Source organism: Polaromonas sp., from assembly GCF_010365105.1.
GTDB lineage: Bacteria > Pseudomonadota > Gammaproteobacteria > Burkholderiales > Burkholderiaceae_C > Polaromonas.
Genome location: NZ_JAAFGZ010000003.1, coordinates 36,894 through 49,576, shown reverse-complemented (window position 1 = coordinate 49,576; position 12,683 = coordinate 36,894). Strand labels below are relative to the sequence as shown.

Annotated in this window: 9 protein-coding genes; 2 read left to right on the top strand and 7 right to left on the bottom strand. The window is 63.9% G+C overall.

What is annotated here, in order from left to right; genetic code table 11:
* Positions 1 to 7 precede the first annotated feature (7 nt).
* The 7 genes from hydA to GZ092_RS02665 form a co-directional block, all read right to left on the bottom strand.
* Positions 8 to 1,420 carry a dihydropyrimidinase gene (gene hydA / locus GZ092_RS02695; RefSeq protein ID WP_293634179.1) on the bottom strand — a complete coding sequence of 471 codons (1,413 nt, stop codon included), beginning with the start codon at positions 1,418 to 1,420 and terminating at the stop codon, positions 8 to 10.
* Positions 1,421 to 1,425: 5 nt separating this feature from the next.
* Positions 1,426 to 2,667, bottom strand: a complete 1,242-nt coding sequence (locus GZ092_RS02690; protein WP_293634178.1) for a cysteine desulfurase-like protein — start codon at positions 2,665 to 2,667, stop codon at positions 1,426 to 1,428.
* A 16-nt stretch (positions 2,668 to 2,683) separates the two neighbouring features.
* Entirely contained in the window at positions 2,684 to 3,469 is a 786-nt protein-coding gene (locus GZ092_RS02685; protein ID WP_293634177.1) for an amino acid ABC transporter ATP-binding protein, read from the bottom strand.
* The gene (locus GZ092_RS02680; protein WP_293634176.1) at positions 3,466 to 4,137 is read right to left on the bottom strand and encodes an amino acid ABC transporter permease; all 672 of its coding nucleotides are present in this window, start codon (positions 4,135 to 4,137) and stop codon (positions 3,466 to 3,468) included. Before GZ092_RS02680 ends, GZ092_RS02685 begins: the two co-directional genes overlap by 4 nt.
* Before the next feature lie 134 nt (positions 4,138 to 4,271).
* A complete protein-coding gene (locus tag GZ092_RS02675; RefSeq protein ID WP_293634175.1) occupies positions 4,272 to 5,054 on the bottom strand; it encodes a transporter substrate-binding domain-containing protein in 783 nt (260 codons plus the stop codon).
* Between the two features lie 573 nt (positions 5,055 to 5,627).
* Positions 5,628 to 5,924: a DUF4389 domain-containing protein gene (locus GZ092_RS02670; RefSeq protein WP_293634174.1), complete on the bottom strand. Its 297-nt coding sequence runs from the start codon at positions 5,922 to 5,924 to the stop codon at positions 5,628 to 5,630.
* Positions 5,925 to 5,934: 10 nt separating this feature from the next.
* Positions 5,935 to 6,375 (bottom strand): universal stress protein, encoded by a 441-nt coding sequence (locus GZ092_RS02665; RefSeq protein ID WP_293634173.1) that lies wholly within the window; start codon positions 6,373 to 6,375, stop codon positions 5,935 to 5,937.
* 534 nt (positions 6,376 to 6,909) lie between these two features.
* Between GZ092_RS02665 and GZ092_RS02660 the strand changes: the two genes are divergently transcribed.
* Together GZ092_RS02660 and GZ092_RS02655 are read left to right on the top strand one after the other, a co-directional pair.
* Positions 6,910 to 9,450 (top strand): hypothetical protein, encoded by a 2,541-nt coding sequence (locus GZ092_RS02660; RefSeq protein ID WP_293634172.1) that lies wholly within the window; start codon positions 6,910 to 6,912, stop codon positions 9,448 to 9,450.
* An 87-nt stretch (positions 9,451 to 9,537) separates the two neighbouring features.
* On the top strand, positions 9,538 to 12,678 hold the full coding sequence (locus GZ092_RS02655; RefSeq protein WP_293634171.1) for a hypothetical protein: 3,141 nt from the start codon (positions 9,538 to 9,540) through the stop codon (positions 12,676 to 12,678).
* Positions 12,679 to 12,683: the final 5 nt, after the last annotated feature.

The following is a 12,683-nucleotide window of genomic DNA, read 5'->3' as shown; positions in this document are numbered from 1 at the left end:
GGGTAGTTCAAAACGCCTGTACCGTACCACGCGGCACGAAGCGGCCCATGCCCTCGCGGCCCAGCCATTGCTCGCCGTCCACGATCAGCTGGCCACGCAGGAAAACCTTATTCACCTGACCGCGCAATGTTCGGCCTTCGAGCAAGGTGTAGTCGCACTGGCTGTGCAGGTGCTCGGCATGAATCACCTGCGTGGCGACCGGGTCGAACAGCACCACGTCGGCATCGCTGCCGACAGCGATCGTGCCTTTTTTGGGGAACAGGCCAAACAATTTGGCTGGCGTGGTCGAGGTCAGCTGCACGAAGCGGTTGAGCGACAGCTTGCCCTGCATCACGCCGATGTCGAACAGGCTGGTCAGCCGGGTCTCGATGCCGGGCGCGCCGTTGGGAATTTTGGAAAAATCGTGCAGGCCGCTCATTTTCTGGCGCTGGTAGCCCAGGTGGCCTTCCTTCATGCAAAAAGGGCAGTGGTCGGTGGCAATGACCTGCAGGTCGTCATAGCGCAGGGCGCGCCACAAATGCTTCTGGTCGTCCGGGGTGCGCAGCGGCGGCGTCATGACGTACTTGGCGATCTCGAATTCGTCGCTGTTGTAGACCGAGTCGTCAAACAGCAGGTAGTGCGGGCAGGTTTCGGCAAACACCGGAATGCCTTCGGCGCGCGCGGTGACGATGTGCTTGAGTGCCTGGTTGGACGAGACATGGACAAAGTAGATCTGCGCCTCGGCCAGTTCAGCCAGCCGGATGCCGCGGTGCGTGGCTTCGCCTTCCAGGATGGCCGGCCGGGTCAGCGCGTGGTAGCGCGGCGAAGCATGGCCGGCCTCCAGCGCTTCCTTGATCAGCAGGTCGATCACTGTGCCGTTCTCGGCATGCAACGCCACCATGCCGCCGTCGGCGCCAACCTGGCGCAGCATCTGGAAAATTGCTGCATCGTCGGCCATCATGACGCCGGGGTAGGCCATGAACATCTTGAAGCTGGTGACGCCTTCGTGCCGCATGGCGTGGCGCACATCGGCCAGTACCTGGGCATCGACCCGCGTCACGATGACATGCAGGCTGTAGTCGACGTTGACCTGCGGGCCGGCCAGGCGCTGCGCCCGGGCAATCGCTTCAAGCGGCGAATCCTCGGCGGTCTGCAGCGCAAAGTCGACCACCGTCGTGGTGCCGCCAAAAGCCGCTGCCCGCGTACCGCTGGCAAACGTGTCGCAGGTGACCGTCGGGCCGATGATATTTTGCAGGTGGACATGGGTGTCCACGCCGCCCGGCAGCACATACAGGCCACTGGCGTCGATGACCTTCACGCCTTCGCCCACGACCATGTTCCTGCCGATGGCGTGGATCACGCCGTCCTGCATCAGGACATCGGCGATGTAATCGTCGGTCGCCGTGATGACACGGCCATTGCGGATCAGGGTCGTGTTCATGGTGTTCAGCCGATGGCTTCGTCAAGGTGGCGGATCAGCCGGTCAATTTCCTGCACGGTGTTGTAGTGCGCCATCGACACCCGCACCACGCCGCCCTGACTTTGCAGCCCAAGTGCTTCAATCAGACGCTTGGCGTAAAAGTCGCCAAAGCGGATGCCGATGTTGAATGGGTCCAGGTGCCGCACGATGGATTCGGAAGTGCGGCCTTTGACCACGAAGCTGATGGTTGGAACGCGCTCGCCGGAGGTCAGCGCCGGCAGGCCGATGATGCGAACGCCGGCCTTGGTGCGAAGGTAAGACAGCAGCTGCTCGGCCAGCCGGTCTTCATGGTCTTCGAACAGGTCGAACGCGGCCTGCATCAACTGGCGGGGGCTGCCTGTGGCGCCGTGCGCTGTGCCCATGGCGCACAAATAGTCGGAAATCCCCATGCAGCCATACGACAACTCGTAATTCACATTGCCGGGCTGCAGCTTGTAGGGCAGCACCTCAGGGCCAATGAAGTAGTGGTTCAGGCTGGGCAGCGGCAAGAGCATGTCGCGTTTGCCCCAGAGCACGGCAAAGTGCGGGCCGAAGACCTTGTAGAAGCTGAAGACGTAGGCGTCTGCACCGCTGGCCTGCACATCGACCAGGCGGTGCGGCGCATAGGCCACGGCATCGACCAGCAGCCGCGCACCGGCCTGGTGCACCAGTTCGGCCACCTTCGCCACCGGATTGACGGTGCCCAGGATGTTGGACGCATGCGTCATCGCCACCCAGCGGGTACGCGGATTCAGGAGCTTTTGCAGCTCCGCCAGGTCCAGCGCCAGCGAGTCGAGGTTGACATTCCAGAACTTGATGACCGCGCCGGCCTTTTCCAGCCGCGTCCAGCAGCCGATGTTGGCCTCGTGGTCGGTGTTGGTGACGATGATCTCGTCGCCCGGCCGGATGCCCGGCAGAAGCGCCTGCGTGAACAAAAACATCAGGCTGGTGGACGCGCTGCCCATCACGACTTCGTCCTCGTGCGCGGCATTGATCAGCTGGGCCACCGAACGCCGCGCCGCGATGACGCGCTCGCCGGCTGCGACCGACTCGGAATAGCTCGCACCCAGCTGCACTGCGCTGTTCAGCAGGTAGTCGCGCACCCGGTCTGCCACACGGGCCAGCACCTGCGAGCCGCCCGCGTTGTCCAGGAAGGTGTAGCCGCTGGCCAGCCCCGGAAATTCGGCGCGCACCAGGTCAAGGTTCAGTTCGGTTTTTAGTGGGCTCATGGGGTGTGCTTCATTTTCAATGGTTGACAATGGCCTGCAGGAAGGCCTTGGTGCGCACTTCCCGGGGATGGGTAAAGAATTCCACGGGCGGGCCCTGTTCAATGACGCGGCCGGCTTCCATGAAGATGACGCGGTCGGCCACGCGGCGGGCAAAGCCCATCTCGTGGGTGACGATGACCATGGTGACGCCGGACTTGGCCAGGTTCTGCATCACGTCGAGCACCTCGCCGACCATTTCCGGGTCAAGCGCGGAGGTGGGCTCGTCAAACAGCAAAACCTTTGGCTCCAGCGCCAGCGCCCGGGCAATGGCCACGCGCTGTTGCTGGCCGCCCGAGAGTTGCGCCGGCAGTTTGTGCGCATGGTCGGCCAGGCCCACCTTGGCCAGCAGTTCGGCGGCCCGCTGGTCGGCATTTGCCCGGTTCAATTTGCGCACGCGCAACGGCCCCAAGGCCACATTGCGCAAGGCCGTCAGGTGCGGAAAGAGGTTGAAGCTTTGAAACACCATGCCGACTTCGGCGCGCACCTGCGCCAGGGTTTTGCCGCGCACCACGGGCTGGCCATCGACGCAAATCTCGCCCTGCTGGTAGTCCTCCAGCAAATTGATGCAGCGAATCAGCGTGGACTTGCCCGAGCCCGACGGACCGACGACGACGACCACCTCGCCCTCGGCAATGTCGAGGTTGATGTCGTGCAGCGCAATGAAGTCGCCATAGCGCTTTTGCAGCTGGCTGATGCGGATCAGCGGTGCTGTGGCGGTGGCAGGGGTCAGGGTGTCGGACTGCAATGAAGTGTCTGTGGTCATCGGGTGGCAGCGCGGTGGCGCGCTTCAAAGTAGCCGACCAGCCGCACCAGCGGCAGCAGCAAGAGCAGGTACAGCACGGCAGCGCCGATCAGCGGCGTCGGGTTGGCGGCCAGGGCCTGCGCCTGCGTGGCCTGCTTGAGCAGGTCCGGCATGGCCACGACCGATGCCAGCGCCGTATCTTTCAGCACATTGATGCAGTTGCTGGTCAGCGGCGGCACCACAATGCGAAAGGCCTGCGGCAGCACGATATCGCGCATGGTGTCCAGAAAATTCAGCCCCATGGCTTCGGACGCCTCGAACTGCCCCTTGGGCAAGGCCTCGATGCCGGAGCGAAAAATCTCGGCCGTGTAGGCTGCCGACACCAGGGAAAGCGTCAGCACCGTTGATGCGAACGACGACAGGCGCACGCCGACGAACGGCAGGGCGTAGTACACCAGCACCAGCAGCACGAGGATCGGAATCGAGCGAAACACGTCGATGTAGATGCGGGCCGTGCCGCGCACGGGCAGCGGGCCGTACAGCCTGAGCAACGCCAGCACCAGCCCGCCGGCCAGGCCCAGCACGATGCTGACCGCGCCGAGCATGACGGTGATGCCCAGGCCCTGCATCAGCATGGGCAGGGCGCCGCGCAGCACGCTCCAGTTGAAAAAAGTGTCGATCAAATCCATGCGGGAAGGCCTGCTGTGTGGGTTGCGTCGTTGCCGGATTCAAAAAAGGTCGCTCAGGGCAACCCCGTCCCTGCGGCTGATGCCTTGCGGGTTGACGCGCACCAACTGCCTGGGCGGCTGGTGGCGCTGGCGGTTTACAGCTTGGGAACGTCCATGACCTTGACGGTGGAAGAGTCGGCCGGCGGTACGGAGCCAAACCATTTCTGATGGGTTTTGGACACGAAGCCGTCTTTTTTCATTTCCGTCAGGATGTCGTTGAGCCGGGCGGCTTCGGGCCAGTTCTTCGCCGTCATGAAGGAGTAGCGCTCGCCGGTGGGAATGCGCGCGGCGATGCGGTATTGCGGCTTGTCCTTGATGTAGTACTCGACCGCCGGAATGTCGCTGATGTAGCCGTCGATGCGGCGGGCGGCCAGGTCCAGCATGGCGGGAGCCAGGCCTTCGTAGCGGGTGATGGTGGCGATCTTGTACTTGGCGGTGTTTTGAGTGGCGTACATGTCGCCGGTGGAACCGGTGTCCACGCCGATGGTCTTGCCCGCCGTGTCTTCCAGGCTGTTGATCTTGGTGGCTTTCAGCACCGACAGCGACTGGTCGCTGTCGTAGTAGGGCTGGGCAAAGGCCACCGACTCCAGGCGCTTAGGCGTGATGGTGATGGACGACACCGCAATCTGGATGCGGCCGGACTGTACCGCCGAGAACAGGCCATTGAACGGAATGTTTTCAATCTGCACGCTCTTGCCGGCGCGCCGGGCGGCTTCGTTCACCAGGTCGATCTCGAAGCCGACGATCTTGCCACTGGCGTCCTGGAATTCCCAGGGCACGTTGCCGACATTGGCGCCCACTGTCCAGTCGGCGGCGAAAGCCGGGAGGGCAGCAGAGGCGGCCAGGGTGAGCATTGCGGCGCAAAGTTTGAATTTCATGCTGTGTGACTCCGGTGAATGAAAACGGTGGAAGGGGCAAGCGGCCGGCATGGCAGGAAGGCAAAGCCTGTCCGGTACCCGTCACTCTAGCAGAGTAAATTATTTGATTCAATAATTTTTTTAAATGAATTATTTGCGCCAAAATGGTGCGCTGCAGTGCCACTTTTGCCAGCACTGATGCACCGATTTGAGTCAGCGTTCATTGCAGTCGCGGGTTTGCCCGACACGCCAAGGATGCGGCAACCAATAACTTCATGGCGTGGTAACCGCGAAGGCGGGTATTCAGACGTGCTTAAGCCATTCAATACGCGTTGCTGAATGCTTGCCTGTGAAAACGGCAAAAAATTATTGTTCGGTAGACCCTGAACGGAAATGACTTCGGGTTCACTGCAAAAAGAAGAGTGAATCCGACAGCGTGCAGGCTGCTGAAGAACCTAGTGCTGCCGTTTTAAGTGTCAAATAGCCTGCTGGCGCAGGTGCACCAAGCGCTAGCAGCTATTAATTCAGTAGTGAAAACTGATCAGATACCGTGATCGGCCATGTCAGCTGCCCTGAGTAATTTGCCTGAAGAATTTACAGATTGATCTGCCCGTTGCCCGCAGGCCACGGGCTGAACGGAAACGGCAGTTCCTCGCTGCCGAAGCTTTCAAACTCGGCGATTTGCAACAGGTAGCGGCCCAGGCTGCGGCCCAGTTGCTGCAGCCGCAGGTTGGGCGCGCGGGTGGCAGCGGCCAGCACCAACTGCAGCACGCAAAGAAACAGCAGTACGGACGCCGCCAGCTGGAACGCTGCGGCCAGCAAGATCATCAGCAGCACCCGTACCCACAGCTTGCGGGGTGGCGGCGGCAGTGCGCGCATGTTGTCGGTCATGGGTGGCTTGCTAGCGCGTGATCAGCACGGGGATCGACGCGGCTGACAGCACCTTGGCGGTCACGCTTCCCACCACCAGCCGCGCCAGGCCGGTACGGCCGTGCGAACCCATGACGATCAGGTCGGCGCCTTCGTCGGTGGCGGTCGTCACAATGCCCTCGGACGCCGTCAGGTCCTCCGAGATACGCGTGGCCAGCGCTACCGGGGCGCTGCCCTGGCTGCACAGGGCGGCGACCTTGGCGTGCGCCTGGGTGGCATGTTCATGCGCTGCCGACATGTAGGACTGGAAACCCAGCGGATTGGACTCGCCGATACCCAGGTAGGGGTAGGGATCGACTACATAAAGCGACGTCAGCTGGGCGCCGTGGATGCGGGCCATGTCAACGGCGATTTGTGCGGCGTGCTCGGAAGCTGCGGAGCCGTCGGTGGCCAGGAGGATGTGCTTGAACATGATGAATTTTTCCTTGGTTTTTTGAAAATAGCCTGTGTTTGAAGAAATTTCTGAACGTTCAGAAATTCAAAACGGTCTTGTACACCTTCGCACAGGCACCCGGCCAGGTCAAGCCCTCTTGATTTGAAAGGCTTGACGTTGCCATCTCCGGCTGGGCGGCAAGAGCGAGTTGGCAGTTTCGTGTTTCACAAACAACCCTGTTTTGCTGCAGATTGCAACAACCGTTTCAAGTTGAGCTTGTGCCGGTTCCCCGCCAACCAGTGATTTTCCTGTCGAGTCGTCTTTGTTGTTTTATATAAAAATTTACAAATTCGAATTATTAACTGTCCTGCTGTAAGTGCCGGTTCGATCAGGCCAGGTTATTCAGGATGCGCGCCAGTTGTAACTTTGGCAGCTTGTCGCCGCTTGAGGTAGTGCGGAGGCAAGCGTATAACTTTGCGCATCGCGAATGAAAGGTTTCCTTGAAAAATTCCTTCGTGATGGCAGGGCATTCAATACCTGGAGGCCCTGAACCCAACCAGAGGAGAACCCGATATGTCCGATCCTGTAGGGCCGGTTTTTGCCGGTGGCTTCGAAGAGTTTGTCATTCAGGACGAAGCGGGGGAGGGGCATACGCTGCTTTTCCTGCCGGATCGCAACAACGATGCCTTGCAGCGTGAGCGCAAGGCCCCGGTTTTCTACTACATTCCGGAAAAAGTCCGGCTGGCGCGCAACGCGGCCAACAACGACTTCAAGTTTCGACACATTCACTTTGTCGGCGTTTTCGATGAAAGCATCGCCGGCATCGACAAGGGCGAAACCTCGGGCGGGGTGCTGTCGCTGACCACCACCTCGCGCTTTCCGCCCAGCGTCCTGAAACAGGCTGAAGCCCAGATTCTGGAACGATTCAGCGGGCGCAACGACAAATACTGGGGACTGCGCACGCGGGTTGCGCCACAAATCCGGATTGCCCCCATCACCTCCAACCAGACGGCGATTTCCAGCCTGGCACCCGATGCCTCGGGCGCCACGCCCGGCATTGGTGCCAATGCCGGCAGCGGTAGCGGTGGCGGCGTGGCCAACCCCGTGCCTGGCGGCGGCGAACCCGGCGCGCCCGAAGGCCCGCGCAGCCGCGACTTCATGCAGCTCGGCTCGCGCTCGGCCTGGGCGCCGGTGCCGCACGGCCGCAATTTCCGTGGCGCGCAGCTCGACGCCTGGGCCTGGCGCATCCAGGGCAGCGGCCCGGGCTCCATCACGGGTGGCGAGAACGCCTACGGCGGCGTGATCGGCCCGATTCCCAGCGAGATCGTCTGGGCCGGCTTTCATGGCACCTACAGCCCGCTGTTCGTGACGCAAAACCTGGTCATGCCGATGTGGTCGCAGCTGATGCGCGTGAAGATCGTCGGCAGCTGGGAGCGCATCTTCACGCATTTCTCGGCCCATGTGAACGCCCGCTATCTGTGGTTCTCTGCCGACATCAAGGCCGAGTTCAACAAGCTGCGGGTCAACGGCGACATCAAGGTCGAGGTGGACATCGACGGCACCCTGCCGGGCGCGCAGGAAATGGAGAAGATGATCAACCAGCGCATCGACCTGATCGTCACGCAGTTCACCGAGCAGGCCAAGAAGGTGATTTTCGATCCGCCCCCTCCGCAGGTCGAACCGGCCCAGGCGTCCACCTCGGGCGGCGGCCTGTTCGGCTCGCTGTTCGGCTACAACGCCGGCCTGGCGCTGAAGTTCCGGCGCGATGAAACCCAGCTGGACCTGAAGTATGAAGAAACGCGCTACTTCCGCTACAACCAGCCGCACACCATTTCCAGCTCGCTTGAAGGTTTCTATAACGAGATCAAGAACGATCCCAAGGCTGAAGGCAAGTACTTCCAGCGCCTGGTGCTGGGCGAACTGGGCCGCAAGCTGTTCCGCATCGTCAAGCCGGTGGTCAACTGGCCCGACAAGGCCCGGAACTGGGCGGGCGAGCCGGTGGCCTTCGTGTCGGCGCAGGTCGGCTACCCGGACTCGGGCGGCTCCATTGGCTGGAAGCCCGCCACCTTCCAGAAGAGCGACTCGCCGGACACGACCTTCCGCCCGGTGTGGATCCAGTGGCGCAAGGGCGAAGTCTCGAATCCTCCCGCCGCGTGGGAGCCTGACGCCACCTACATGAAGCGCAAGATCCACCTGCTGGAGCCGCCGACCGAAAGCGAGTTTCCGTTCTTTCACATCGATGTCGAGCAAAACGTGATTGACCTCGACCCTGGCGCCAACGGCACGCTGTCGAACGACAACATCATGGAAGCGCGCGCCGACTCGGCCGGAACGCTGGACGTGGGGCCGGTCGCGCTGAGCGTCGAACTGCAGTCCACCGCCGAGATCGTCGAGGTGGAAATGCGCGCCAAAGGCCAGCGCGCCGACGGCAAGAACCGGGCCGACAAGGTCACGCGTTTTCGCTTCCTGTCGTCCGACCAGCTGGAGCCGCGCTTCTGGCGCATCTACACCGGCCAGGCCGACTTCAAGACCGACTACCAGTACCGCGTCAACGTGACGGTGCGCGGCACCCTGACCAGCAAGGGCCAGGCCTGGACCGGCCCGTGGGAAAACGCCATCGGCAACGGCGCGATCATGATCAACGTGCCAATGGCCGATGACCCCGGCGTGACCAAGCGGTCGCTGACGCAGCGCGAGATGTTCTCGGATGTGGTGGTGCGCGCCGCCGATGGCCTGGACGGCGCAGGGTCGGGCGCCGGCACTGCGACGCCGCCGGCACCACCGGACGTGGGAACCCCCGCCAGCGTGGGCGGCCAGCCGCCTGCGCCTCCGCAGGTCACGGCGGTGGCCCAGCCGCCAGTCGCGCCCACCGCCCAGCCCGTGGTGATGGGCCAGCCGCCGTCGCCGCCAGCTGAACCGCAGGCCCCGCGTGAAAAGACCGCCTCGGGTGAGGTCAGTGGCTACCGCGTGCGGGCCGACGGCAATTCGGTGGAAGGCTTCCGGGAAAATGACTATGCGCCGGCTGCATCAAGCCAGGGCGGCCGGGGAAAAGACAGCCTGCGCCAGCCGGTGTCCAGCGGCGGCCAGGACCCTGAAGGCTGGGTCAACACCTGAGCTGGCCCGCCAGTGGCACCGGGCGGGCGCGATCTACGCGCCTGCCCGGCTTTCATGGCCCGTTACCTTGCGGGGTGGTCTATGGCAATGTCATCAACACTCGGTCCTGCGGCGGCGCGCCTGCCGCAGCAAAAGCCGGCGCTGGCGGCCGCGCTGGAACCGGCTGCGGAGCCCGTTCAGGTGCCAGGCGGTGGCGACGGCGACGCCTTGCGCCACGGCATCCTGGAGGTGCCGCGTCTGGTGGCCGGAAAAACCTCGCCAAAGTTTTCGCTGGTGCTGCTGCTGTCGCGCGCCCCGATTGCTGGCGAAGACTCGATTCGTCCGCTGCTGATGTCGGCCTACCTGGGCATGGAACTGGACTACCGGCTGCCTTCAGCGCCCGGACAGCCCGGCCCGGCCCGCCCGGTCTTTGCGCGCCAGGCCCAGGTGTGGCTGCATGCGCCGGGACAGCTGGCTTTCGCCGTGGCCAGCCTGAATGCGCCGCTGCTGCGCGGGGCGCTGCACACGCCGCTGACGCGTGAACAAACGCTGTCGGTGCTCGATGCGCTCGACGATGTGCCGGGTCCGCTGGTGCTGGCGGCGCGCATCGACTACCGCGCTGATGCAGCGGCGTCCGGCGTGGCGCCGGACCTGTGCCCTGCCGAACTGTGGGACCGGCTCAAGGCGGTTGCAGTCGATGGCGCGCTGGGTGAAAACGCCTTTCAACAGGTGTTCGGCCAATTCCATCTTCCGCCCGAGGCTTTTGCCGACTTTCGCCGCGCCTGCGACAGCCTGCTGGTTCCCAGCCAGGACGGTGCCCTGCTGGGCCGCCGCCCGGCGCCCGGCGCCGCACGCTTGAAGCCAGCCGCCGGCCAGGACGCGCTGCGCCACATCGAGGTGGCGTGCCCGCTTCAGGCGGTGCTGGGCCATGCCCTGACGGCAGCTGACCGCGCAGCCTGCCTTAGCGTGGTCGGGCCGTCGGGCAACCTGCAGGGCGGCCCCTTGCTGGACACCTTGAGCCGCAGCAGTTCGCGCGCGGCCCGGGGGGCTGTCGGCATGGGCGCGATGCTCGCCGGCAACAGGATTCAGACCGTGGCCGCCACCTTGCAGCCGTCGGTCCGGCCCGTGGCGACGGCGCACCTGATCTCGACCGAGGCGATCCGCATCCAGCAGCCGGTGACAACGGTTTCGACCCCTGCTGTGGCCAAACTGACGCACTACATGCTGCCCGAGGCGGTATTCCTGACGATGGCCTTCGTGGCGGAGTCGCTGCCCATCCTGGGCGACCTGAACGCGCCGCTGCTTAGCGACAAGAACAACCCCGGCCTGCGCTGGTATTTGCCCGACATCACGCTGGTCCGGCCTGCGGCCAACGAAGCGCCCGACGGCAGTCCTTTCCTTTTCGACCTGGAACGCATCGGCACCAGCGCCTCGGGCCGGCCGGCCATTCGCGCCCGCCTGCGCTTCACGCTGGAGATGTTGCCGTCTGCCGCCACGCGTGCCGCATTGGCCGCCAACCCCGGCCTGACGGCGCGCATGATCGAGCCGGTAGAGCCTTCGGTCACGCTCAGCGTTCCCTATATTGACGATGTTTCCGGCCAGCTCCGGCGGTCCGACTGCCGGGCTTCCATCGTGCGTTCGGGCAACCGGCTGGTGGCTACCGTGGAACTGATGAATGACGCCGCGCGCACCGCCTATGGCTCGCTGTCCACTGCCGGCTTTCAAAGCGAGCCGGCGCGGCTGGAGGTGGCTTTCCAGTTTTCCGGCTACGCACCGGTCCTGAACCGGCCGCCACTGGTGCTGGGCGGCAAGATTTCCAGCGCCGTGCTGCTGGCCAGGCAGCGCGACGATGCCGACAGTATCCGGGTGGTGTCAGGCGGACGCGAGTTTGTCGTGCGGCCTGGCTCGCTCCAGGCGGGGAAGCTCAACCTGACGCTGGCCGGACGCCTTAGCAGCTCGACCGCTGCCATTGCCCTGCCGGACAAGATCCGGTATGCCCAGCGCACCAGCATCCGGCAGCAGTCGATGGAGGCCTTTTTTTCCTGCGCCGAACTGGGCGCTTTTTACCGCGAAAAGCAGGCGGCCGCCACGGTGTCGATTGGCTGCGCCGAAGCCTTTCGGCTGGGCCAGGCCTCCTCGCTGACCTACCAGGAAGTGGTGGCGCTGAACCGGCCGAATTACCGCGTGTTTCGCAACCTCCGGCAGCCCGGCCGGTTTTTGCTGGTGCCGCTGCGCTTTGAAGTCACCCGCTACGCGCCCGGAACGCCGGAGCGCGAATACCGCCCGGCGCTGATCGTCTATGCGGCGCTGGACGCCGACCAGCCGGAAAACAACCGCATCCGCTTCGAAGCCATGCTCGGCCCGTCGATTACTCCCTACGAGGTCGAGGACCTGCGCCGCCGGCTGCTGCTGGAAGCCGCCAGCCCGGTGCTCGAACTGCCGAACATGCTGGCCCAGCGCACCGAATTCAGCTGGAACCTGACCGCGACGCCGCCGATCGAAGCCGTCACATCCGCCACGCCCGAAGGCCTGCACACCGCGCTTTCAACCGATCTGACCAGCGCGCTGCTGCTCAAGACGCTGATCCAGAACACCGGCCTGGGCGGAACCGCGCGTTTTGTGCTCGAAGACGGCAGCGTGGTCACGTCGGCGCTGTCGGTGCACCTGGGGCGCATCACCGGGCCCTGGCTGTCAGGCCCGATCAGCCTGCAGCCCCGGGGCGACACGCTGCAGTTGACCAACCGGGTCGAAAGCTCGGTGGCGGTGAAGGATGTCTACCTGTTCAACGGACCGGGCGAGCCTGCGCGCGTGCCGGTCGAGGCGTCGCTGGCGCCGGGTGCGTCGATCGACATCGCCGCGCCTTCCGGCTACAGCGCCGCGCAGGCCGATTTCGTGACACTGGCCGACGGCAACCCGACGCTTGAAGAGGTCCGCGCGATGATCGAGGAAATCGAGTGCAACGTGGTGTTCATCGATGTCGTCAACCATGAAAACCACGGGCTCACGCGCCTGGACATCGACGCCCGGCTGCAGGGCGTTCCCGGCGTTTACCGGGTCGGCATGGACAGCCGGCGCGGCGCGGTCAATTTTCTGCTGCCGCTGACCACCTACCTGGCGGCCCGCATCGTTGAATTCCGGCTCACCAAGGTGTTTGCCACCCAGCCTGCGGAAATGCTGGCATGGCGCGCCTGGGACATGCAGACCGGCAGCAACATCGTCACGATCACCTCGGAGATGATTTCCACCTAACCGAA